This is a genomic window from uncultured Aquabacterium sp., from assembly GCF_913773725.1.
In the GTDB taxonomy this organism is placed as follows: Bacteria; Pseudomonadota; Gammaproteobacteria; order Burkholderiales; family Burkholderiaceae_C; genus Aquabacterium.
Window position 1 is genome coordinate 183,198 of record NZ_CAJYGK010000160.1, and the last position, 23,420, is coordinate 206,617.

Below are 23,420 nucleotides of genomic sequence, written 5' to 3' on the forward strand. Positions count from 1 at the left end.
GATGGCATCAGGGCGAGCGGGCATCGCCCGATGATGCCATCACACCCCGGTCGTGCGCGTGACGGCGTGCCAGGCGTCGGGGGCGACCGTCGGCAGGTGCTCGAAGCCCGGGCGGGCAAAGAGGTAGCCCTGGAACAGGTGCACCCCGAGGTCCTGCAAGGCCAGGCACTCTTCCGCCGTCTCGATCCCTTCGGCGATCACGCGGATGCCGAGGTCGGCGCACATCCCCATCGTGGCCTGCACGATGCTGCGGCGCACGCGGTCACGGTCGATGTGGCGGGTGAGCGCCATGTCGAGCTTGACGATGTCGGGCTGGAACTCGGCCAGCAGGTTCAGCCCGGAATGGCCGGCGCCGAAGTCGTCAATGGCGGTGGTGAAGCCCTGTCGGTGGTATTCCGCGAAGATGGCCTTGAGGTGGGCGTGATCGACCACGCGCTCGCTTTCGTTGACTTCGAACATCAGCCGCTCGGTCGGAAAGCCGTGGGTGCGTGCTGCCTGCAGCGTGGCGCGGATGCAGGTCTCAGGTCGGTAGACCGCATTGGGCAGGAAGTTGATGCTCAGCATGCCCTGCAGCCCGAGCTGCGCAGCCAACTCGATGGCGCGCACGCGACAGCTCTGGTCGAATGCGTAGCGGTTGGTGTCGTTGACCTGGGCCAGCACATGCGCCGCGGACTCCTGGGCCGGGCCGCGCACCAGGGCTTCATGACCGACCACGGCCCGTGCGCGCACGTCGACCAGGGGCTGGAAGGCCATCGAGATGGGCAGCCGGGTGGTCTCGTCGTCGTGGCAGGCTCGGCAGGCGTGGGACATCGTGAACGGGGGCAGTCAGGATCGGTGCTGGGTCGACGGGCGTTCGACGACCAGTCGACACCAATATGTCACAGAATCACAGGGGCCAGCATGCCGTGGGATCCAGACAACCCCGGGGGTGCCGGATGGCGGCTCAGGGGCGGGCCGGACCGCGCGGGTAGGTCGACGGTGCGACGCCTTCCCATCGCTTGAACGCCCGTCGGAAGTTCGCCGGGTCGGTGTAGCCCAGGTGAAAGGCGATTTCCTGCAGCGTCAGTTGCCCCGCCTTCAGGTGTTGCACCGCCAGCTGATGGCGGACCTCGTCCAGCAGGGCAGCAAACGATGTGCCTTCCTCCTGCAGCCGGCGGTGCAGCGTGCGCGGCGTCATGTTGAACAGCCGCGCCGTCACCACCAGCGAGGGAAAGCCTGTCGGCTTGTCCAGCAGCAGTCGCCGCACCCGGCTGGCCAGGCCGTCGTCGGCGTGTCGCCGATCGAGCTCGCGCTGGCACAGGCGCACCGCTTCCTCGGCGCTGGCCGGGTCGGCGGTACTCAGCGGCTGGTCGATGCCGGCCAGCGGCAGCACGAGGCCGGACCAGCCTGCGCCGTAAGCGACGTCGCAGCGGAACATCGACGCGGCCAGGGCCGCATAGGCCGGTTCAGGCCCCCGAAAGCAGGCCTGTCGCACCGGGCAGGCGCCCATGGTGATGTGGTCCACCAGGTTCTTCACCGTCAGCATCACGGCTTCACAGACGAGGTCTTCGAGCTCGTCGAGCGGACGGGCCGGTTCGAAGTGCACCCGCACGTGCTCGCCGTCGACCTCGTGGCGCACGGTGACCAGCGTTGTGCGCACCGGCACGAAGCGCTCGAACAGCACGAGTGCCTGCCGCAGTGAGCTGCTGTTCATCGCGGCGTAGCCCAGCATGCCGTGCGTGTTGATGCGCAACCGCTCGCCCACCAGCAGGCCGAGGGCCGGCTCCTGGGTGCTGGCGAGCGCATCGCGCATCAGCGCCTGAAAAACCGTGTAAGGCACCCCGGCGTCGGCCTGGGACAGCCAGCCCTCATCCAGCCCGTTGCGGCGCAGCCAGGCAGGCACGTCCATGCGCATGCCCGCCAGCAGATCGGCAATGAGGCGCAGGTACTGAACGGGCAGGGCGAAATCGGCCATGGCGCGCGATTGTCAAAAAATGACCTGTCGATGTCAATTGGCGCCCTGTGCAGCCGGCCGTCGGATTTCTACGATGCCGTCATCCCCCCAGCCAGCCCGAGACCCACCATGCTGTCCCTCGTCTCCCGTCTGTTTGCGTCCCAGGGGCCGGTGACGGCCCACATCAACGGCCGCCCCGTGGCCCTGGCTCCGAAGGAAACCCTGCTGCAGGCCGCGCTGCGCGAGGGCATCGCCTTTCCGCACAGCTGCCGGGTCGGAGGCTGCGCCACCTGCAAGTGCAAGCTCGTGTCCGGCAAGGTGCGTGAGCTCACGCAGAGCGGCTACATCCTGTCCGACGACGAGCTCGATCAGGGCTACATCCTGGCTTGCCAGGCCGTCCCGCAGACCGACGTGCGCATCGAGGTGGACCTGTCGGCCCAACCCGCCCGCCGGCAGGTGGGCGGGCGCATCCTGGGGCAGGAGCACCTCACGCACGACATCGTGCAGCTGCGCGTGCAGCTTGACGAGGCGATGGCCTACAAGGCCGGGCAGTTCGCGGATCTGACGCTCGAGGGCCTGCCTGGTGTGACGCGCAGCTATTCCTTCGCGACACCGGTGCAGCCGGACGCGCAGGTGAGCTTCTTCGTGCGCATGGTGCCCGGCGGGCGGTTCTCGACGTGGGTGCACACGCACGCGCTGGCGGGGCAGCGCATCTCGGTGCAAGGGCCTGCCGGCGACTTCTGGCTGCGACCTGGCACGGCACCGCTGCTGATGGCAGCCGGTGGCAGCGGGTTGGCCCCCATCCTCGCGATGCTGACCGACGCACGCGGCCAGGGTGTGAGCCGCCCCGTGACCCTGTTGTTCGGCGCGCGCCAGCAGCGTGATCTGTACGCCATGCAGGCCATCGAAGCGCTGGCCCGGGACTGGCCCGCCGACTTCCGCTTCCTGCCCGTGCTGTCGGATGAGCCACCGCGCAGCACCTGGGCCGGTGAGCGCGGCCTGGTCACCGACGTGATGGACAACCTCGTCGCCCCGAACGCGCATGCCTACCTGTGCGGCCCCCCGCCCATGGTGGACGCCGCGCGCGCGCTGCTGCAGCGCCACGGCCTGGCCGCCGCCGACATCCACGCAGACCGGTTCACGACCCTGCACGACAAGCCGCTGGCCGCCTGAGGCCGCGCCACGGCCTCATCACAACAAGGAGACAGACATGGCCCTCTTTCACTACCTCAAGTACTTTCTGTTCCACGCCATCGGCCTGATGTCGCTCGCGTTCATCCTGGCCGGCGGCGCATGGGTGACGGGCGGGCTGCTGACCGTGCTCGTCATCTACATGGTGGGTGACGCGGTGTGCGGCGACGACACCTCCACCCCCGTTTTCCGCCACCCCGGCATCCTGACCTTCCAGCTGTGGATGGCCTTGCCGCTGCTGGCGCTGATCGTGTTCGCGGCCGTGTGGTCGGTCAGCCCGGGCGATCCCCTGGGGTTCGGGGCGTGGGTGGCCGCGCTCACGGGCTACGACGTGCTCGCCGCACGGGACGCCACGTTCTGGGGACACCACCTCTCGACCATCCTGCTCACGGGCCTGATGATTGGCATGGTCGGGACCATCACCGCGCACGAACTGACGCACCGCACCTGGGATCCGGTCTCGATGCTGATCGGCCGCTGGCTGCTGGCCTTCAGCTTCGACACCATCTTCTCGATCGAGCACGTCTACGGCCACCATCGCTACGTGTCCACCATCGACGACCCGGCCACGGCGCCGCGCGGCCGCAACGTGTACTTCCACGTGGTGGCCTCCACGATCAAGGGCAATGTGAGCGCGTGGCGCATCGAGCGCCGCCGCCTGCAACGCGCCGGCCAGGCCGTGTTCGGTCCGCACAACGCCGTGATCCGCGGGCACCTGATGAGCGTGCTGCTGGTGGCGGGCGCGTGGGCTTTGGGCGGCTGGGTGGCGGCCGGCTTCTTCGTGGCCTGCGCGCTGTGGGGCAAGGCGCTGCTCGAGATCGTCAACTACATGGAGCACTACGGCATGGTGCGCGACCCGAAGACGCCGGTCCAGCCGCGCCACTCCTGGAACACCAACAAGCGCATCAGCTCGTGGTCGATGTTCAACCTGACGCGCCACTCGCACCACCACGCGCAGGGCGAGGTGCCCTACCAGGATCTGAAGCCTTTCCCCGACGCGCCCATGATGATCAGCGGCTACCTCACCACCATCGTGGTCGCCATGATCCCGCCGCTGTGGCACCGGCTGATGACGCCCAAGGTGCTGGAGTGGGACCGCCGCTACGCCACGCCCGACGAGCGCCGCCTGGCCGCCGAAGCCAACGCCCGCAGCGGCATCCCGGCCCTGATGGCCCAGGCCTCGCCGCCAGCCGCCCCGCAGGCCCGCGCCGCCTGAGCCCGGCCCAGACACACCGACGCGGGCTGTACCATCGCGGTCCCGCGGCCGGCCGGCTGCGGAGCACCGACTGTTGGTCTCCGACATGAACGCTTCTCGAATGCGGGCCGATGTGCTCGCGGGCATCACCACCGCGTTTGCGCTGGCTCCGGAGTGCATTGCCTTCGCGCTGGTGGCCCATCTGCACCCCTTGATGGGCTTGTATGGCGCCTTCATCCTGTGCACGATCACGGCGCTGTTCGGCGGTCGCCCGGGGATGGTGTCGGGGGCTGCGGGCTCGATGGCGGTGGTCATCGTGGCGCTCGTGGTGCAGCACGGCGCGCAGTACCTGCTGGCCACGGTGCTGTTGTCCGGGCTCATCATGCTGGCGTTCGGGCTGTTGAAGCTCGGCAAGCTGGTGCGCATGGTGCCGCACCCCGTCATGTTGGGCTTCGTCAACGGGCTGGCCATCGTCATCGCCACGGCCCAGCTCGAACACTTCAAGCGCGATGGCGTCTGGCTCACCGGCTTGCCGCTGTGGACCATGGCGGGGCTGGTGGCGACCACCATGGCCATCGTCTACCTGCTGCCCCGGCTGACCCGCGCGGTGCCGCCGGCGCTGGTGGGCATCGTCAGCGTCGGGGTGGCGGTGGCTGCGCTGGGCCTGCCCACCCGCACCCTGGGCGACATGGCCCACATCGCGGGGGGGCTGCCGGTGTTTGCATGGCCCGATGTGGCCTGGAGCCTCGACACGCTGCGCACCGTCGCCCCGTACGCGGCGCTGATGGCCATGGTCGGCCTGCTGGAAACCCTGCTGACGCTCAACCTCACCGACGAGCTCACCGAAAGCCGGGGCGACCCGGATCGCGAGTGCGTGGCCCTGGGCGGTGCCAACATCGTGTCGGGTCTGTTCGGGGGCATGGGGGGCTGCGCGATGATCGGTCAGACCGTGATCAACCTGCGCTCGGGTGGCCGCGGGCGCCTGTCGGGCACGGTGGCCGGTGTGATGATCCTGCTGTTCGTGCTCGTTCTGTCGCCCTGGATCGAACGCATTCCCCTGGCCGCGCTGGTCGGCGTGATGTTCGTGGTGGCTCAGCAGACCTTCGCCTGGGCCTCGCTGCGAGTGATCCGCAAGGTGCCGCTCAACGACGCGCTGATGATTGTTGCGGTCACCGTGATCACCGTGCTCACGGACCTGGCTGCGGCGGTGCTGTGCGGTATCGTGCTGGCCGCGCTGAACTTCGCCTGGCAGCATGCCCGCGCGCTCTACGCCGACAGCCACCTGGAGCCGGACGGCAGCAAGCGCTACCGCGTGCACGGCACCCTGTTCTTCGCGTCGGTCACGCCCTTTTTGCAGCAGTTCGATCCGGTCGGCGACCCGCCGGTGGTCACGCTCGATTGCGCGCACCTGAGTTTTGTCGATTACTCGGCGATCGAGGCCTTGCGCACGTTGCGGGCTCGCTACCAGCGCGCGGGCAAGCACCTGCGCGTGGTGCACCTGTCGGCACGGTGCAAGCAATTGCTCAAGCGAGCCGGCGAGGCGCCTGCCGCCACATGAAATCACCCCTCAAGTTCCATGGGCTTCGGACGACAACCAAACAGATGTTCGGTTCTGCGAGGAGTCCAGCTTGAGCGCCGTGTTGTCCTTCCCTGCCATGCCCGCGTCGGCACGGGTCGTCAGGTCGTCGACGTGGTCCTTCACCCGTAAATTGGTGGTGGCAGCGGGCGTGTGCTCGGTGCTGAGCCTGGCGGTCACCGGTTCGGTGGTGGGGTGGCGCAGCAGTCAGGACGCCGAGACGGCGGCCCGTGAGCACGTGCGTTCCACCGCCGCCTACGCGGCCCAAGGGGTGCAGGCGGATCTGAGCGGGGGCTTCAAGGCCATCGAAGCGGCGGCCGCCATGCTGGAGGTTGCCAAGGCAGAGGGGGCCCCGCCGAGCCGCGCGCAGCTCGACATCATGCTCAAGCGCATGCTGGAGCACGACAGCAGCCGCCTCGGGGTCTACTCGCTGTGGGAGCCGAACGCCCTGGACGGGCACGACGCCGAGTTCGTCGGCAAGGGGCCGCAGCACGACGACACCGGCCGCTTCGTGTCGTACTGGAACCGTGGCGGCGGCGGCATCACCGTCGAGCCGCTGATCGACTATGAAAAAGCCGGGGCCAACGACTGGTACGACATCCCCCGGCGCACCGGCAAGCCGGCCCTGATCGAGCCTTACGTCTACAAGGTCGGCGGCAAGGACATGCTGATCACCTCGCTGGTCACACCGATCCGGCCCGGGGATCGGTTCGCCGGCATTGTCGGCATCGACCTGTTGCTGGACGGCATCCAGGCCCGTCTGGCCCGCATCCCCACTTTGCCCGGCGCCCAAGTGCAGCTGGTGTCTGCCGGAGGGCGCTATGTCAGCCATCCCGATGGTCAGCGCATCGCGCAGCCGGCCGACGACCTCTCGCCTGAGGCGCTGGCCGCAGTGGCAGCGGGGCGGCCGCATGAATACACCGATGCGCAGGGCATCGTGCGTGTGCTGACGCCGGTCCAGGCCGCGCCGGGTGTGCCGCCCTGGGCTGTGTGCGTGCGTTACGCCGTGGCCGTGGCCAAGGCGCCGGCCCACGCCACCATGTGGCTGACCGCTCTGACCGCCGGCGTGTGTGCCGTGCTCGGGCTGCTGGCCCTGTGGCTGGTGCTGCGCCGGGTGACCGCGCCGCTGCACGCGTTGGCCGACACGATGGCCGATCTGGCTGGCGGACAGAGCAATTTGCGGGTGTCCCTGCCGGTCCAGGGTGATGACGAGCTTGCGCGGATTGCCGGCTCGTTCAACCAGTTCGTGGCCAAGCTGCGGACGGCGTTCGAATCGGTGCAGGATGCCGGACGGGCCATCGACGGGGCGGCCGACGAGATCGCCGCGGGCAATGCCGACCTGTCGGTGCGCACAGACCAGCAGACCAGCCAGTTGGTGGACATGGCCGGTGCCATGACCCAGCTGACGCAAGGGGTGCACCAGACCGCGCAGACGGCCCAGCAGGCCGATGCCATCGCCCGTGGCGCGAGCCAGACGGCGCAGCGCAGCCAGCAGGTCATGCACGAGGCCGTGTCGGCAATGGAAGAGGTGGGGGCATCCAGCCGCCGCATCGCCGAGATCACGGCCGTCATCGACGGCATTGCCTTCCAGACCAACATCCTCGCGCTCAATGCCGCGGTGGAAGCGGCACGGGCCGGCGAGCAGGGGCGCGGGTTCTCGGTCGTGGCGGGCGAGGTGCGCACCCTGGCCCAGCGCGCTGCGCTGGCGGCCCGCGACATCAAGGGCCTGATCGACGAGTCCGTGCAGCGTGTCGAGCTCGGCAGCGAACGCATCCGCGAGTCCGGCCGGACGGTGGCCGAACTGGTGTCGGCCGTCAGCGAGACCGGCGAGCTGATCGCCACCATCAGCCACGCCAGCCATGAGCAGTCCACCGGCATCGCCCACGTCGAGACCGCCCTCACCGAGCTCGACGCCATGACGCAGCAGAACGCGGCGCTGGTGGAAGAGTCGGCCGCGGCCGCGGCCGCCATGCGCCAGCAGGCTCGCCAACTCAGCGGCACCCTCGCCGCGTTCATCTGAGCGAGGTCGCGTCAGATGCTGAAGTCGTAATCCACCGTCAGCGGCGCGTGGTCGCTGAACCACGTGTCCTTGTAGATGCTGGCGGCGCGGGCGGTTTCCGCCAGGGCCGGGGTGGCCAGGTGGTAGTCGATGCGCCACCCCACGTTCTTCGCTCGGGCCTGGCCGCGGTTGCTCCACCACGTGTAACAGGCGTCCGTCGTGTCCGGGTGCAGCCGGCGGTACACGTCGATCAGCCCCGCGCCCCCGGCCGGGTCCAGCAGCGCCGTCATCCAGGCGCGCTCTTCCGGCAGAAAACCCGAGTTCTTCAGGTTGCCCTTCCAGTTCTTCAGGTCGGCTTCCTTGTGCGCGATGTTGACGTCGCCCACCAGGATGAACTCGCGCTCGGCGCGCAGCCGCGCCAGGTGCGGCGCGATCATGTCCAGAAAGCGGTATTTCGCCGCCTGGCGTTCGTCGCCGCTCGAGCCGCTCGGGAAATAGCAGCTGATCAGCGAAAGCTTGCGCCCCGGCTTGTCGAAGCGCAGTTCCACCCAGCGCCCCTCGGCGTCGAACTGCGTGGTCACGTCGTGTGTGCCCAGGCCGATCAGCACGTCCGACGGCTCATGGCGCGTGTAGATGCCCACGCCCGAATAGCCTTTCTTCTCGGCGTGGTGGAAATGGCCCTGCATCCCCGCAATCGTGCGGAGTGCCGGCGGCATGTCGTCGGCGTGCACCTTCAGTTCCTGCACGCCCATACAATCGGCCGACACCGATTCTGCCCAGGGCACCAGGCCCTTCGTGGCCGCAGAGCGGATGCCATTGACGTTCAGAGAGACCAGACGAAACACGAGACACCATCCATCATGAGCACCACCCTTTCGAACGACTCTCTGGCCCAGGACTTCGTGGCCTTCGCGGTGCAATCGCAGGTGCTGCGGTTCGGGGAATTCAAGACCAAGGCAGGGCGCCTGTCACCCTATTTCTTCAACGCCGGCCTGTTCGACGACGGCGCCAAGCTCGGCCGTCTGGCTGAATTCTATGCACGCCGGCTGATCGCGTCCGGCCTGCAGTTCGACATGCTCTTCGGCCCGGCCTACAAGGGCATCACGCTGGCGGCTGCCGTGTCGATCGAGCTGGCCCGCCTGGGCCACAACAAGCCCTTTGCCTACAACCGCAAGGAAGCCAAGGACCATGGCGAAGGCGGCACCCTGGTGGGCGCGCCCGTGCGGGGCCGCGTGCTCATCATCGATGACGTGATCTCGGCCGGCACGTCGGTGCGCGAGTCCATCGAGATGATCAAGGCCGCAGGCGCCACCCCCTGCGGCGTGACCATTGCGCTGGACCGCCAGGAAAAGGCCACGGCCAACGGCCAGGACGCCGCCGAGAGCGCGGTTCAGCAGGTCGAGCAGTACTACGGCCTGCCGGTCGTGGCCATTGCCACGTTGCGCGACCTGCTGCAGTACCTGTCTGCCCAGTCCGATCCGGCCCTGTCTGCCTTTCACCCGGCCGTCGAGGCCTATCGTCAACGATACGGTGTCTGACCCTGCCAAAAATGGCAGACTGGCATGGCCGCCTGCGGCGGTTCGCGCCATGATGGAATCCAAGATGAGCCAGTACGCCTCCCGTTCCCCTGTCCTTGTCGCTTGCGATCGGCGCGCGGGGGCGGCCGCCACGCTGCGTCCGTGGTGGGCGGCGCTGGTCGCCGGGCTGGGCATGGTGTCCGCCTTGGCGGCGGGCGGGCCAGGCGGGGGCATCTATTCCTGTGTCGATGCGTCGGGCAAGCGCCATACCTCGGACCGCCCGATCCCGGAATGCCTGGACCGCGAGCAGCGCGTGCTCAACCGCGATGGCTCACAGCGGCAGGTGCTGCCCCCGCGGATGAATGCCGAGGAGCGTGCCGCCGAGGAAGAGCGGCAGCGTCAGCGCGCCCAGGCCGAAGCCGCGCGCAAGGACGCCATCCGGCGCGACCGCAACCTCATGCTGCGCTATCCGAACGAGGCCGCGCACCAGCGCGCCCGCGAGGCGGCGCTGGACGACCTGCGCAAGGCCATCGCCTCGTCCGAGCGCCAGGTGGCGCAACTGCAGGACGAACGCAAGGGGTTGCAGGCCGAGACCGAGTTCTACAAGGGCAAGCGCCTGCCGCCCAAGCTGAAGTCCCAGCTCGATGCCAACGAGGCCCAGCAGCAGGCCCAGCGCGACATCATCCTCAATCAGCAGGCCGAGATGGGGCGCATCAACGCCTTCTATGACACCGAGCTGACGCGCCTGCGCAAGCTCTGGGCGGGGGCGGCCCCGGGCTCCATCGAGGCCGATCCCCCCGGCATGGCGGCGTCGGCCGGGCGGTGACCGCCCCGAGTCCGGCCGTCTTAGTGTTTTCTTAAGGTTTCTCTAGCAGAGACTTAGCAGCGCTCCCGGACGGGCTTTCCTAAGCTGTGCTCTCCACCATCACACAGGAGAGCCGACATGTCCCACCCGTCCCACGCTGCGCCCCAGGCAATGCCCCGCCTGGATCTGTATGCCCCCATTCACAAGGCCCTGCGCGCGTGGATGTTCGACACCGTGCTCCGGGTCGGCCGCACCGATGGCGTCGACGCGGCCGTCCTGCAGCAGACGCTGTCGCGGGTCGAGTCCCTGCTGCTCATCTGCGAAGCCCACATCCACCACGAGCAGGTCTTTCTGCACCCCCTGCTGGAGCAGGCGCGGCATCACGCGGCCCGCGAGGCCGACCAGGCCCATCTCGATCACGCACGCGAGATCGCGCGGCTCCGGGATCGCGTCTGGCAGGTGCGGGAAGCGGGCGCCGACATGCGCGGGGGCGCCCTGATGACGCTGTACCGCGAGCTGGCCCTGTTCACGGCCGAGAACCTCACCCACATGCACTGGGAGGAGACCGTGCACAACGAAACCCTGTGGGCCAGCTACACCGACGCGCAGCTGATGCAGACCCACGACGCGCTGGTCCAGAGCATCGGTGCGCAGGAAATGGCTGAAACACTGCGCCACATGCTGCCGGCCTTGTCGCCCTGTGAGCGAATCGGCATGCTGAGTGACATGCGCGCGAAGATGCCCCCGGGCGCGTTCGAGGGCGTGCTGGCGCTGGCCCACGAGGTGCTGCCTGTGCACGATGCTGCCGCGCTGCTGCACGGCCTGGGGGTCCAGCCTCCTCTGCCGATGTCGCCGGCCCCAGCGCTCTGACATGCGGCCGCGAGCCCGTGGCCCGGGGCTCAGGTGTGCTCGACCAGGTTCAGTGCGGCGCGCACCTCCAGCCTGAAGCGCCCCCGCCCGGTCTTCACGATCTGCATCGGGCTGGCCCGTTCGGCCAGGCGCCGCTGCAGCAGGATCAGGCGGGCCTCCAGGTTGTCGGCGACGTCGGGCAGACCCAGGCTGGCATCCAGTCGCAGTTCGCGGTTGCTGAAGTCCTGGCGCCCTTCCTGCTGCCAGCAGCGCAACAGGCGCCACAGGATGGCGCCGGCCACGCCCTTGATCAGGTAATCCTGGTCGATGAACACGCTGTGGGTGGGCGGGTGGTGGTGCACCGTCACCTGCGCCGTGGGGCCGGCCGGCAGGGGCTCAGGGGGCGTGGGCGGCCTGGCGGCGAGGACGGCATCGTCCGAGGGCGTCTCCAGCGGCTGCAGCAGGGACAGCGCCAGGGCCAGGGGCGCTGCGATCGACACGAGCGCGTCTTCGTCGTCGTGGCTGAAATGCTGGTCCTGCGTGCTCTCGACCATGAGCACCCCCACCACCCGTCCCATGAGCTTGAGCGGCACGGCCAGCTGGCTGCGCGGGTCTGTCAGCCCGGGCAGGGGGATCTCCTCACGCAGCCCGCCATCCAGGCCCAGGTCCCGGGTGCGTTGCCGGATGGCCCGCGCGTAAGTCTGGGACATGGCCATGTGGCCGATGCGGATGGGCACGCCCTCGCGCGCCGCGATCCCGGCCACACCCTGACCCAGCGGCACTTCCGCGCCGATGCCTGACGTCGCGTAGCCCTGGCTCGCCACGGTGTACAGGCTCATCTGCTGAGGGTCGATCAGCAGGATCAGGCTGTGCTCGATGTGCAGGTGGTCGCGCAAAGCGGCAAGGGTTTCGTCCAGCAGCGCCGCCATGTCCTGGCAGGCGCTCAGCCGGTCGATCACGGCGCGCGTGCCGGCACGGATGTCGCAACGCGGTGCGGGTGCCTGCAGCGTCTTGCGGCCAGGGACCATGTCCACGGATTCGACGTGGTACAGGTCGGCCCCCTGCAGGTGGTAGACCTTTTCCATGCCACAGTGCGCGGCAATGCCGGCCAGCTTGGCCTTCATTCGCTCGAAGACCGGGCCGCTGTGCTCGGTGCGCAGATAACGCAACTGCAGACGCACGCCAGCCGCGGTGTAGGGATCGTCGACGGTGACGGCGCAACGCCGCGTGGCGAGGATGTTCTCGCGGCTGCGGTTGAAGAACTGGAAGGACAGGGCCACGTGGGCGTCGTCCACGTACTCTACCTGCGACAGGTAGCACAGGTGCGGCACGCCCTCGGCCGAAACCGTGCACATGGTGGCCGGGATCACGCCTTCGAACATGCGTCGCAGCCCGCTGAGGGTCATCGCCGGCGTGCTCATGCGTGGACCTCGATCGGGCGCCCCGCACCCGGCCCCGGGCTCTGATTCCAGGCGCCATAAGGCGTGAAGGTCACGGCATGCAGCTGGTCCGGGCTGTCGACATCGAGCCGGGCCGAGGCAAACACCTCGTCAAATCCGAAGGGGCGGATCTCCGTCACGAAGCGCATCTTGTGTTCGCTCCGATGCAACCAGTCTTCGGTCCGGGCGGGCGCCACCACGGCGTCGCGCCCCTTGACCTGCACCGCCTTGTGCGTGGTGGGCTGGCACAGCACCGCGGCCACGTGTGGCACGTCGCGGATGGCGTCCAGCAGGGCGTCCGCGGCGGGCGAGGACAGCAGCACCGACAGGCGATGGTCCGGCTCCACGCGGATGGCAAGCGCCCGATTCAGCAATGGCAAGCCTTGCGCCGTACGACCGCCGAGGTGAATTGACAGGCCGATGCGCAGGTAGTCCAGCAGATCTGGATGCAGGGGGCGGTTCACGGGCGAACGTGATGATGGGGACTGCTCATTCTCCGTGAAAAGCCTGCCCCACTGCGATGGTCGGGGCCCTTCGCTCAGGGATGGGCACCAGATTCAGGGGGCCACCCATCTCGACAGGCGACCGGCCCCGGCAGCCTTAGTGATTTTTTAGCGATCGCTTAGCCAAGAGTTAGCAGCGGGCCCAGCGCCGTCTGCCTACGCTGTCGGTCGCGTGCCGCCCGTGCGAGCGGCTTCTTTCGAAACCTCAACCCAGTCATCGCGATGTCCATCTCTCGCCGCATCCTTCCTTCTGCCTGCGTGGCCCTGTCAGCCCTGGCCGGGCTGTATCTCTGCACGGCCACCGCCGCCCAGGCCGCCACCGTGACGGTGTCCTTCGACGACCTGCCTGCCGCGTACTACTGGCCCGGTACGCTCGTGACCGGTGAGGCCGCCTGACAAACCAGCTGGTTCGAAGCCACGGCGTCGCTTTCAGCTCGAGCGCGGGATTTGCCGGTGTGGTGAACCTGGGCGCAGGCCACGCCGTATCGGGTGCAGGCGGCTTGTCGGGCACTGGTCAGGCCGGTGGCGTGTCGTTCTCTGACCCGATCACCCTGACCTTCCTCGACCCCCTGACGCAGGCCGCCGGTGTCACGGACCGGGTCAGCATCCATACCGATCGCTGGGGCGACGGTCAGACCGTGCGCATGCAGGCCTACGACATCTTCGGACGCCTGCTGGCTGAGGACGCACAGGCCGACAAGGGGAATGCGGTCCTGACCCTCTCGGCGTCCCACATCCACAAGGTGGTGCTCTGGGGGAGCAACTCTTCGGCTTTCGATGAGCTGAGCTACAGCAGCGTCACCGCCGCGGCGGTCCCCGAGCCCTCTTCCCTGGCGCTCGGTACGACGGGGCTCTTGGTGGCTGGGCTCATGAGGCGCCGCAGCGCATGCCGGACGAAGCCTTTGGCATGACGACGTCGATGTTGCGAGGCCGGCCCCTGCGGCTGCGCTTCGGTCCGCCACGCTGCGCGCTCTCCGTGGCGTGAGGCCTTGGGCACGGCCGTTGGCGGGGATCTCAATCGGGGAACAGGGCAGAGCGACACCACGCACGAGCTCGTACTGCCTGATCGCCTGGTGACCCCATGGACCCCAATGGGCTCGGTGGAGTCTGAGTCCCGGTAGGCAGGATGCGCCCGCCGGGACATGGGGCTGCCGCGATGGCTTAGCCCGCCAGCTTCTTCTTCAGCAGCTCGTTGACGGCCGCCGGGTTGGCCTTGCCCTTGGTGGCCTTCATGGCCTGGCCCACCAGCGCGTTGAAGGCCTTTTCCTTGCCGGCGCGGAACTCCTCCACCGACTTGGCGTTGGCCGCCAGCACCTCGTCGAGGATGCGCTCGAGCTCGCCGGTGTCGCTCATCTGCTTGAGGCCCTTGGCCTCGATCAACGCATCGACCCGGGCCAGGCCGTCGCCCGCGCCTTCGCCATTCCACAGCGCGTCGAACACCTGCTTGGCGCCGGCGTTCGAGATCGTGCCGTCGCTGATGCGGCCGATCATCGCGGCCAGCAGTTCGGGCGACACGGGCGACGCATCCAGCGTCTGCTCGGCCGCATTCAGCCGGCGCGAGACCTCGCCCATCAGCCAGTTCGACACCAGCTTCGGCTGACCGCAGGCCTTGGCCGCCGTTTCGAAGAAGGCGCCGAAGGCCTTGGACTGCGTCATCATCGTCGCGTCGTACTCGGGCAGGCCGTAGTCCTTCACGAAGCGCTCGGCCATCACGCGCGGCAGCTCGGGCATCGTCGCCTTCACGCGTTCCACCCACTCGGGGGCGATCACCAGCGGGGGCAGGTCGGGGTCCGGGAAGTAGCGGTAGTCGTGCGCGTCTTCCTTGGTGCGCATGGCCAGCGTCTCGCCCGTGTCCGGGTTGAACAGCACGGTGGCCTGCTGGATGGCGTAGCCGTCCTCGATCTGGTCGATCTGCCAGTTGATTTCGAAGTCGGTGGCCTGCTGCAGGAACTTGAAGCTGTTGAGGTTCTTGATCTCGCGGCGCGTGCCCAGCGGGCCGCCCGGCTTGCGCACCGACACGTTCACGTCGCAGCGGAACGAGCCTTCCTGCATGTTGCCGTCGCAGATGCCCAGCCACACCACCAGCGCGTGCAGCGCGCGCGCGTACTCGGCGGCCTCGGCGCTGCTGCGCATCTCGGGTTCGGTCACGATCTCCAGCAGCGGCGTGCCGGCGCGGTTCAGGTCGATGCCCGACGACTTCTCGCCGTTGAAGCCGGCGAAGTCCTCGTGCAGCGACTTGCCCGCGTCTTCTTCCAGGTGGGCGCGCACCAGGCGCACCGTGTGGGGCTTGTCGCCCACGAAGAAGCTGACCGTGCCACCCTGCACGACGGGGATCTCGTACTGGCTGATCTGATACCCCTTGGGCAGGTCGGGGTAGAAGTAGTTCTTGCGCGCGAAGATCGAGCGCGGCGCGATGTGCGAGCCGACCGACAGGCCGAACGCGATCGCGCGCTCGACGGCGCCGTGGTTCATCACGGGCAGCGTGCCGGGCAGGGCCATGTCCACCGGACAGGCCTGGGTGTTGGGCTCGGCGCCGAAGCGGGTCGAGGCGCCCGAGAAGATCTTCGATTGGGTCGAGAGCTGGACGTGGGTTTCGATGCCGATCACGACCTCGTAGCCACGGACAAGAAGGGAACTCATGGTGTGTGTCTCGCTGGGCGTTCGGGTCAGGCCAGGGCGGCGGGCACGCGCTGGTGCCAGTGGGTCACCTGCTGGAAGGCGTGGGCCGCGTGCAGCAGGCGGGCCTCCTGCCAGTAGTTGCCGATCAGCTGCAGGCCCACGGGCATGCCGTGCTCACCAAAGCCGCAGGGCACGCTCATGCCCGGCAGGCCGGCCAGCGAGGCGGGCAGCGTGAAGATGTCGGCCAGGTACTCGGCCACTGGATCAGTCTGTGAGCCAGACGTGGTTGCGATCGGGCGGGCCACCGTGGGCGCCACCGGGCCGGCGATCACGTCGCACTGCTGGAAGGCCGCCTGGAAGTCGTCGGCAATCATGCGGCGCAGCTTCTGGGCCTGCAGGTAGTAGGCGTCGTAATAGCCGTGGCTCAGCACATAGGTGCCGATCATGATGCGGCGCTTGACCTCGGCACCGAAGCCTTCGGCGCGGGTCTTGCGGTACATGTCGTTCAGGTCGCTGTACTTGGCCGCACGGTGGCCGAACTTGACGCCGTCGTAGCGGCTCAGGTTGGACGATGCCTCGGCCGGCGCAATGATGTAGTACACCGGAATCGACAGCTCGGTGCGTGGCAGGCTGATGTCGACCAGCGTGGCGCCCATGGCTTCGAGCTGGGCCAGTGCGGCGCGCGTGGCGGCCAGCACGCCGGCTTCCACGCCCTCGCCGAAGAATTCCTTGGGCACGCCCACGCGCAGGCCGGCCAGCGGGCGGGCCTTGTCCGCGAGTTCGGCCGCCAGGGTCAGCGCGGCCAGGTCCTTGCCGATCACGCCGGGCTGGTTGTCCGCCAGGCTGCCGTCATGCAGCCGCACCTGTTCGGCGCTGGTGGCGTCGCGCGGATCGAAGCCGCTCATGGCGTCCAGCATCAGCGCGCAGTCTTCGGCGGTACGGGCCATCGGGCCGGCCTGGTCGAGCGACGAGGCAAAGGCAATCATGCCGTAGCGCGAGCAGCGGCCGTAGGTCGGCTTGATGCCGGTGATGCCGGTCAGCGCCGCGGGCTGGCGGATCGAACCGCCGGTGTCGGTGCCGGTGGTGGCCGCCACGAGGCGCGCGGCCACGGCCACGGCCGAGGCGCCCGACGAGCCGCCGGGGATGCGGCTGGTGTCCCACGGGTTGCGGGCCACGCCATAGGCCGAGTTCTCGTTGGCGCCGCCCATCGCGAACTCGTCGCAGTTGAGCTTGCCCAGGTTCACCACGCCGGCGGCCTTGAGCCGGGCCACCACGGTGGCGTCGAACGGGCTCTGGTAGCCCTGCAGCATCTTCGAGGCGGCGGTGGTCGGCTGCCCTTCGGTCACGAAGATGTCCTTGTGGGCGATGGGCACGCCATCCAGCCGGCTCAGCGGCTGGCCCGCGGCACGCCGGGCATCGGCGGCGGCCGCAGCGGCCAGGGCGCCTTCGGCGTCGACATGCAGGAAGGCGCCCAACTGGGTGTGCGCGGCAATGCGGTCGAGGGCGTGCCGGGTCAGGGCCACGGAGGTGGTCTGGCCCGCCGCCAGGGCGTCGGCCTGCTGCGTCAGGCTGAGGTCGTGCAGTGCGGTGGAGGCCGTCATTCGATCACCTTCGGAACCAGGAACAGGCCGCCATCACGGGCCGGGGCGTTGGCCATGTTGGCCTCGCGGGCGTCGCCTTCGGTGACGGCGTCCTCGCGCAGCCGCAGGGTGACGTCCTGGATGGCCGACAGCGGCGTGTACAGTGGCTCGACACCGGAGGTGTCGACGGCGCGCATCTTTTCGACGATGGCGAAGAAGTCATTGAGCTGCGTGAGCATCGCGGCCTGCTCGTCGTCGCGCAGTTCGAGGCGCGCGAGCTGGGCGATGCGGCTGACGTCGGTCGGGGTCAGGGCCATGGGGTAGATGTCCAGGGTTCTCGTAAGGTTGCCTGCCGCCGCCGACGTGCTGTCCTGTACGCGGTTCATGCCTGTGTGCAGGTGCAAGCACGCGTTTCCGCACCCGTTCAAGGGAGCCAGAGGCGGGGCCTTGGGGTATTATCCTAGGTTATCCACAAGCCGCGTTTCTGCTGGGGGAGTGGGCTGAATGTCCTTCGGAAGAAGTTCGAAAGAACTTCTGGAAAATCTGGAAAAGGACGGGCCCGGAGACACGCGAAACGAGGCCTGGGGGAAGTTTTCATGACGCGCAGCCGGTGTCCTCGGACATGGGCTGCGCGTGTCGTTTTCCGAGGGCAGCGCTGCCCGCCTGTCGCCGCGCGTGAGTCCGCCGTGCCGCCAACAGGGGCGCGCCGCCCGCGCTGGAGCCTTGATTCATGTATTCCATGTTCCGCAAGTACTTCTCGACCGATCTGGCCATCGACCTGGGTACCGCCAACACGCTGATCTATGTGCGTGACAAGGGCATCGTGCTGGACGAGCCCTCCGTGGTGTCCATCCGCCACGAGGGCGGCCCCAACGGCAAGAAGACCATCCAGGCCGTCGGCTCCGAAGCCAAGGCCATGCTCGGCAAGGTCCCGGGCAACATCGAGGCCATCCGCCCGATGAAGGACGGCGTGATCGCCGACTTCACCGTGACCGAGCAGATGCTCAAGCAGTTCATCAAGATGGTGCATCCGCGCTCGGTTCTGAAGCCGTCGCCCCGCATCATCATCTGCGTGCCCTGCGGCTCCACCCAGGTCGAGCGCCGCGCCATCCGCGAATCCGCTCTGGGCGCCGGCGCCTCCGAGGTCTACCTGATCGAAGAACCCATGGCCGCGGCCATCGGCGCCGGTCTCCCCGTGTCGGAAGCCTCCGGCTCGATGGTGGTCGACATCGGCGGTGGAACCACCGAGGTCGGCGTGATCTCGCTGGGTGGCATGGTCTACAAGGGCAGCGTGCGCGTCGGCGGCGACAAGTTCGATGAAAGCATCATCAACTACATCCGCCGCAACTACGGCATGCTGATCGGCGAGCCCACGGCCGAAGCCATCAAGAAGGAAATCGGCAGCGCCTTCCCGGGCTCCGAGGTCAAGGAGATGGAAGTCAAGGGCCGCAACCTGTCGGAAGGCGTGCCGCGCAGCTTCACCATCTCGTCCAACGAGATCCTGGAAGCCCTGACCGACCCGCTCAACCAGATCGTCTCGGCCGTCAAGAACGCGCTGGAGCAGACCCCGCCCGAGCTGGGCGCCGACATCGCCGAGCGCGGCATGATGCTGACCGGCGGTGGCGCCCTGCTGCGCGACCTCGACCGCCTGCTGGCCGAAGAAACCGGCCTGCCAGTGCTGGTGGCCGAAGACCCGCTGACCTGCGTGGTGCGCGGCTGCGGCATGGCCCTGGAGCGCATGGAGCGCCTGGGCAGCATCTTCACCTCGGAGTAAGCCCGTCCGGCGCGTGTGGCGAGGGCGGCCAGCCTGCTGCCTTGCTGCCCGCCGACACCCTGTCTGGGTTGAGTCGCCGACATGCCCCTGGCCACGCTGGACCGAACGCCACCGCCCTTCTTCAAGCAAGGGCCGTCGGCGTTCACGCGTCTGATGTTTTTCGCCGCCCTGGCCGTCTTTCTCATGGTGGCCGACGCGCGCTGGAAGATGACCGAGCCCCTGCGTGCCGTGATCGCGACCGTGCTGCACCCGGTGCAGGAGGTGGTGATGGCGCCGTCGCGCTGGTGGGAGGACCTGAGTCAGTACCTGGCCGGAGTGGACGAAGCCCGCCGCACCCAGGCCCGTGCCGAACGCCTCCTGGCGGAGCAGTCCGAGCGGATCACGCGCATGAGCCAGCTCGAGCGCGAGAACGACCACCTGCGCGCGCTGCTGGCGCTGCGCCCCCGCATCGAAGTCGGCACCCGCGCCGCGGAGGTGCTCTACGACGCGCCCGATCCGTACACCCGCAAGGTCGTCATCGACCAGGGGGGGCGCCACGGTGCCGTGCTGGGCTCACCGGTGATCGACGAGGCGGGCGTGCTGGGCCAGGTGACCCGCGTCTACCCGCTGACCTCCGAGGTGACCATGGTGACCGACAAGGAGGCCGCCGTGCCCGTGATCAATGTGCGCACCCAGCAGCGGGGCGTTGCCTACGGCCAGCCGGAAACCCGCGGGATGGAGTTGCGCTTCATGGCGGGCAACGCCGACGTGCAGGTGGGTGACGTGCTGCAGACGTCCGGGCTGGACGGCGTGTACCCCTCGGGGCTGCCTGTGGCCAAGGTGCTGCGGGTGGATCGCCGGGCAGATTCGGCCTTCGCGCGAATTGCACTCGCACCGCTGGCGCGTCCGGACAGCGCCCGCCACGTGCTGCTGCTGGAGCCCGTGTCGTCTCGTCTTCCTGCCCGGCCGGTCGATGCGGCGGCATCCGGTGCGTCGGCCGCGGGGCGCCACCACAAGCCGGCCTCCTCCGTGACCGTCACGCCATCGGGGGTGCAGCCATGATGCCGCGCGGCAGTCAGTTGCTGCTGCCGGTCAACCCGGTCTTCATCTGGTTCTCGCTGATCGTGGCCTTGCTGATCAACCTGCTGCCCTGGGGGCGGTGGGCCGGCACACCGGACCTGCTGGCGGTGGCGCTCGTGTTCTGGAACGTGCATCAGCCGCGGCGGGTGGGCGTTGGTGCAGCCTTCGTGTTCGGCCTGATCATGGACGTTCACCAGGGGGCGCTTCTGGGCCAGCACGCCCTGGCCTACACGCTGTTGAGCTTCTTCGCCATCACGGTGCACCGGCGCTTGCTGTGGTTCACCGTGCCGTCCCAGGCGGTGCAGATCGGGCCGCTGTTTGTCGCGGCGCATGCGGTGTCGCTGCTGGTGCGCCTCGTGGCCGGGGCTGGCCTGCCGGGGTGGTCGCTGGTGCTCGCACCGATGTTCGAGTCCATGCTGTGGCCGGTCGCCTCGTGGCTGCTGCTGGCCCCGCAGCGTCGCGCACCTGACAGGGATAAAAACCGACCCCTCTGAACGAGGGGGGGGGGGCGCTGGGTTGGTTTTTTCGGTCTCTGTGTGTTGTATTTGGCACTCCGGGGATCACTTGCGGGCCCTTTTAGGGGGCGCCCCCTCTGCCTTCGGGATGGCGTCAGACGGTGTGTTTCGTTACGCTTTGTATCGTGAGCAAAGTACTGGAGGTAACGAGCATGAAAAAATCGCTGATCGCCGCTGCGCTGGCACTCGCAGGTGTTGCTGCCCACGCCACCACTGTCTCGGACCTGCAGATTCCCTTTGTCGGTGGCCTGACCACCTCGCTCGTTCCCTACAAGCCCGGCCAGACGCCCGCGCAGTGGGACGTTGACCTGACTGGCTCGGGCTCGTACGAGATCAGCTTCAAGTTCGAGCCGACGGGCGCCACCACGGATCAGCTGATCTTCGCCATGTCGTATGGCGGCGGCACCGGGCTGTTCGGTTCGGGCAGCCAGGCCATTGGTTCGGCGTTCAACGGGGTGGTGCTGGCGTACAACCCCGCCACGGGGGCGGCATGCGGCAGCGGCAGCATGGGCACGTTGCTTGGCACATGCCCGGGAACGGGCTACTCCGGGTTTGTCGCTCCAGCCGGGGCGGTGTTATCGGGGCGTGTTGTGCTCGCATTCGAGGATGATCCGGTCAGCGGTACGACCGCCAAGTTCACCCTTGAGATTGAGGGCCTCCCCGAAGATTCCTTTGGCTTCACCACTGTTGCGTATGTGGAGCAGGGTTCTGTAACCGGCCCCTTTGTGTTGCAGGGGGCCAGCATTGGGTTCGCCAGCGTGCAGCCGGGTGGCCAGGTCGTTCTCAACACCCTGGCAGCGCCGGTGCCCGAAGCGTCTTCGGTGGCCCTGGCCCTGGCCGGTCTGGGTGTCGTCGCCGGCGTGTCGGCTTCGCGTCGGCGCGCTGCGCGCAGCTGAGTCCGGCAAGGCCCTCTTCTCCGTTTTTGTTTCCTGGGCCCCCGCGGGGGCGAGGATTCCTTTTGTCTTTTCGTCGTCAGGTGCTTTCATGAACCAGATGTACAGGTTGGTGTGGCGCGACGCTTGTGGCGCTTTCGTGGCTGTGGCCGAGTTCGCCCGCGGGCGGGGCAAGGCGGGCGCGTCGCTGGTGTGTGCCGCCGCGGCGGTCATCACCTCTGCGCACGCAGCGGGCGTCAACCCGCAGGTGGTTGAGGGGCGAGCCACGGTGGACGTGGCGGGTGCCACCACCACCGTGAACCAGACCACCAGCGCCGTGCGCATCCACTGGGACAGCCTGGGTGTGGCCGCTGGCGAGGTGCTGAAGTTCGTGCAGCCCTCGGCGCAGGCCGTGGCGCTGAACCTGGTGACGGGCAGTTCGGCCACGCAGGTTTTCGGGCAGATCCAGGCCAACGGCCAGGTGTTTCTGCTGAACCCGAACGGCGTGCTGTTCGGTGTGGGCTCCGAGGTGTCGGTCGGTTCGCTGGTTGCAGGCACCTTCAAGGTGGACTCGTTCAACCTGGCCACCGGTGAGGTCGTACTGAGCCGCCAGGGCAGCGAGGCCGCCGTGGTCAACGCCGGCACGCTGAAGGTCGGTGCCAACGGACAGGTCGTGCTGGTTGGCGCCGAGGTCCGCAATGAAGCCACGGGCCGCATCGAAACGGCCGGCGGCGCGCAGGCAGGCATCTTCCTGCTGGCAGGCGACCGCGTCGAGTTCAAGCGCGTCGAGGGCAGCCCCCTGAGCTACCAGGTCACGTCGGCTGGGCAGCCCGTCCGCGTGTCCAACGCCGGTGAATTGATCGCGCTCGGCGGACAGGTGGTGCTCGAGGCCCGCTCGGCCATGAGCGCCGTGGTGAACACCACGGGCATCATCGAAGCCGGGACCGTGGCAACGTCGACCTCTGGAACGGTGCGCCTGGTTGCCGGTGGGGCGGGCGGCGAGATCGAGATCGACGGGGTGGTCGACAGCGGCGTGGCTGGAACGCGCCGCGCCGAACTGAACGAAGGCGGCACGCTGAAGGCTGCGGTCCTGTTCAGCCGCGACGGCACGATCGACAACGCGTATGCCGAGCCTCCCGTGACGGGCTGGTTGTCGGGTGTGGACAAGACCTACGACGGCACCAAGAACGCGGCCGTCGCGCTCAATCTGAGCAAGCTGCAACAGGGCCAGAATCACTACTGGCAGGTCGAGACCGCCCAGTTCAGCTCGCCCAACGCCGGCACCCGGGCCATCACCGCCGCCGTCTTCGGCGAGTCCTCTTCGTCGTGGCGCTATGCCAAGCCATTAAGCCTGTCCGCCCAGATCGCGCGCAAGGAAATCTCGGTCCTGGTGGACACCAAGACCTATGACGGCCAGCAGACCGCGACGGTCCGCTACGACGCGTCCGACATCCTCGATGCAGATAAGGGTGCGTTGTACGTTTACGTGGCGGATGGCCGCTTCGTGGATGCCAACGTCGCCGACCGCATCGCGGTGGGCTACGCAAAAGAACTGTCTGGGGGCTTGGCTGCGCTTAACTACACGCTGGGCAGGGCCTACGGCACGATCACGCCCGCAACGCTGACCGTCACGGCCGCCAACGCCGGCAAGACCTATGACGGCCTGGCCTTCACCGGCGGCAACGGTGTCACGTACAGCGGCTTCGTCAATGGCGAGACCACGGCTGTGCTGGGCGGCACGCTGACCTACGGCGGCAGCGCCCAGGGCGCCAAGGACGCAGGCACCTACGGCATCAGCGCCAGCGGCCTGACCGCGAAGAACTACGACCTGAGCTACGTTGACGGCACGCTGACGATCGGCAAGGCCGCGCTGACGGTGACCGCCCAGGACGCCAGCCGCACCTACAACGGCCTGGCCTTCGAGGGTGGCAACGGCGTGAGCTACAGCGGCTTCGTCAATGGCGAAACCGCGGCCGTGCTCGGCGGCACGGTGG

Annotated in this window: 22 protein-coding genes; 14 read left to right on the forward strand and 8 right to left on the reverse strand. The window is 68.3% G+C overall.

Annotated elements, in window-relative coordinates:
• Positions 1-39: 39 nt before the first annotated feature.
• Positions 40-810 carry an EAL domain-containing protein gene (locus QZ709_RS20480; RefSeq protein ID WP_294639391.1) on the reverse strand — a complete coding sequence of 257 codons (771 nt, stop codon included), beginning with the start codon at positions 808-810 and terminating at the stop codon, positions 40-42.
• A 133-nt stretch (positions 811-943) separates the two neighbouring features.
• Positions 944-1,954 carry an AraC family transcriptional regulator gene (locus QZ709_RS20485; protein WP_294639392.1) on the reverse strand — a complete coding sequence of 337 codons (1,011 nt, stop codon included), beginning with the start codon at positions 1,952-1,954 and terminating at the stop codon, positions 944-946.
• A 108-nt stretch (positions 1,955-2,062) separates the two neighbouring features.
• Between QZ709_RS20485 and QZ709_RS20490 the strand changes: the two genes are divergently transcribed.
• The 4 genes from QZ709_RS20490 (at position 2,063) to QZ709_RS20505 (ending at position 7,915) form a co-directional block, all read left to right on the forward strand.
• Complete coding sequence (locus QZ709_RS20490; protein WP_294639393.1) at positions 2,063-3,106, forward strand: 2Fe-2S iron-sulfur cluster binding domain-containing protein; 1,044 nt, start codon at positions 2,063-2,065, stop codon at positions 3,104-3,106.
• Positions 3,107-3,143: 37 nt separating this feature from the next.
• Positions 3,144-4,340, forward strand: coding sequence for an alkane 1-monooxygenase (locus tag QZ709_RS20495; protein WP_294639394.1), 1,197 nt, complete (start codon positions 3,144-3,146; stop codon positions 4,338-4,340).
• An 85-nt stretch (positions 4,341-4,425) separates the two neighbouring features.
• Positions 4,426-5,877 carry a SulP family inorganic anion transporter gene (locus tag QZ709_RS20500; RefSeq protein ID WP_294639395.1) on the forward strand — a complete coding sequence of 484 codons (1,452 nt, stop codon included), beginning with the start codon at positions 4,426-4,428 and terminating at the stop codon, positions 5,875-5,877.
• 79 nt (positions 5,878-5,956) lie between these two features.
• Positions 5,957-7,915, forward strand: a complete 1,959-nt coding sequence (locus QZ709_RS20505; RefSeq protein WP_294639415.1) for a methyl-accepting chemotaxis protein — start codon at positions 5,957-5,959, stop codon at positions 7,913-7,915.
• 11 nt (positions 7,916-7,926) lie between these two features.
• On the opposite strand, the gene QZ709_RS20510 is transcribed toward QZ709_RS20505, so the two are convergent.
• Complete coding sequence (locus tag QZ709_RS20510) at positions 7,927-8,739, reverse strand: exodeoxyribonuclease III (protein WP_294639396.1); 813 nt, start codon at positions 8,737-8,739, stop codon at positions 7,927-7,929.
• A 15-nt stretch (positions 8,740-8,754) separates the two neighbouring features.
• Here QZ709_RS20510 and pyrE point away from each other — a divergent pair, with 15 nt between their 5' ends.
• From pyrE to QZ709_RS20525, 3 genes are all read left to right on the forward strand, one after another.
• On the forward strand, positions 8,755-9,432 hold the full coding sequence (gene pyrE / locus QZ709_RS20515; protein ID WP_294639397.1) for an orotate phosphoribosyltransferase: 678 nt from the start codon (positions 8,755-8,757) through the stop codon (positions 9,430-9,432).
• Between the two features lie 49 nt (positions 9,433-9,481).
• Positions 9,482-10,237, forward strand: coding sequence for a DUF4124 domain-containing protein (locus tag QZ709_RS20520; protein ID WP_294639398.1), 756 nt, complete (start codon positions 9,482-9,484; stop codon positions 10,235-10,237).
• Between the two features lie 117 nt (positions 10,238-10,354).
• Complete coding sequence (locus QZ709_RS20525; RefSeq protein WP_294639399.1) at positions 10,355-11,086, forward strand: hypothetical protein; 732 nt, start codon at positions 10,355-10,357, stop codon at positions 11,084-11,086.
• Positions 11,087-11,115: 29 nt separating this feature from the next.
• On the opposite strand, the gene QZ709_RS20530 is transcribed toward QZ709_RS20525, so the two are convergent.
• Positions 11,116-12,486, reverse strand: a complete 1,371-nt coding sequence (locus tag QZ709_RS20530) for a GAF domain-containing protein (protein WP_294639400.1) — start codon at positions 12,484-12,486, stop codon at positions 11,116-11,118.
• Positions 12,483-12,968, reverse strand: a complete 486-nt coding sequence (locus QZ709_RS20535; protein WP_294639401.1) for a hypothetical protein — start codon at positions 12,966-12,968, stop codon at positions 12,483-12,485. The genes QZ709_RS20530 and QZ709_RS20535 overlap by 4 nt, the downstream gene beginning before the upstream one ends.
• A 261-nt stretch (positions 12,969-13,229) precedes the next feature.
• Here QZ709_RS20535 and QZ709_RS20540 point away from each other — a divergent pair, with 261 nt between their 5' ends.
• Together QZ709_RS20540 and QZ709_RS20545 are read left to right on the forward strand one after the other, a co-directional pair.
• Positions 13,230-13,403 (forward strand): hypothetical protein, encoded by a 174-nt coding sequence (locus QZ709_RS20540; RefSeq protein ID WP_294639402.1) that lies wholly within the window; start codon positions 13,230-13,232, stop codon positions 13,401-13,403.
• Positions 13,404-13,534: 131 nt separating this feature from the next.
• Positions 13,535-13,918, forward strand: coding sequence for a PEP-CTERM sorting domain-containing protein (locus QZ709_RS20545; RefSeq protein WP_294639403.1), 384 nt, complete (start codon positions 13,535-13,537; stop codon positions 13,916-13,918).
• 250 nt (positions 13,919-14,168) lie between these two features.
• Here the strand turns inward: QZ709_RS20545 and gatB are convergent, their stop codons facing one another.
• The 3 genes from gatB to gatC are packed head-to-tail and all read right to left on the reverse strand — an operon-like array spanning position 14,169 to position 17,523.
• Positions 14,169-15,647, reverse strand: coding sequence for an Asp-tRNA(Asn)/Glu-tRNA(Gln) amidotransferase subunit GatB (gene gatB, locus QZ709_RS20550; RefSeq protein WP_294639404.1), 1,479 nt, complete (start codon positions 15,645-15,647; stop codon positions 14,169-14,171).
• Positions 15,648-15,673: 26 nt separating this feature from the next.
• Positions 15,674-17,227, reverse strand: a complete 1,554-nt coding sequence (locus QZ709_RS20555; RefSeq protein WP_294639405.1) for an amidase — start codon at positions 17,225-17,227, stop codon at positions 15,674-15,676.
• Positions 17,224-17,523: an Asp-tRNA(Asn)/Glu-tRNA(Gln) amidotransferase subunit GatC gene (gene gatC, locus QZ709_RS20560; RefSeq protein WP_294639416.1), complete on the reverse strand. Its 300-nt coding sequence runs from the start codon at positions 17,521-17,523 to the stop codon at positions 17,224-17,226. Before gatC ends, QZ709_RS20555 begins: the two co-directional genes overlap by 4 nt.
• Positions 17,524-17,936: 413 nt before the next feature.
• Here gatC and QZ709_RS20565 point away from each other — a divergent pair, with 413 nt between their 5' ends.
• The 5 genes from QZ709_RS20565 to QZ709_RS20585 all read left to right on the forward strand — a co-directional run.
• Positions 17,937-18,980 (forward strand): rod shape-determining protein, encoded by a 1,044-nt coding sequence (locus tag QZ709_RS20565; RefSeq protein WP_137839556.1) that lies wholly within the window; start codon positions 17,937-17,939, stop codon positions 18,978-18,980.
• Positions 18,981-19,061: 81 nt separating this feature from the next.
• Positions 19,062-20,021: a rod shape-determining protein MreC gene (gene mreC, locus QZ709_RS20570; protein WP_294639406.1), complete on the forward strand. Its 960-nt coding sequence runs from the start codon at positions 19,062-19,064 to the stop codon at positions 20,019-20,021.
• Positions 20,018-20,533: a rod shape-determining protein MreD gene (gene mreD, locus QZ709_RS20575; protein WP_294639407.1), complete on the forward strand. Its 516-nt coding sequence runs from the start codon at positions 20,018-20,020 to the stop codon at positions 20,531-20,533. The genes mreC and mreD overlap by 4 nt, the downstream gene beginning before the upstream one ends.
• Positions 20,534-20,706: 173 nt before the next feature.
• Positions 20,707-21,450 (forward strand): PEP-CTERM sorting domain-containing protein, encoded by a 744-nt coding sequence (locus QZ709_RS20580; protein ID WP_294639408.1) that lies wholly within the window; start codon positions 20,707-20,709, stop codon positions 21,448-21,450.
• An 88-nt stretch (positions 21,451-21,538) separates the two neighbouring features.
• The coding region (locus tag QZ709_RS20585; RefSeq protein WP_294639409.1) for a filamentous hemagglutinin N-terminal domain-containing protein at positions 21,539-23,420 on the forward strand (1,882 nt) is incomplete at its 3' end.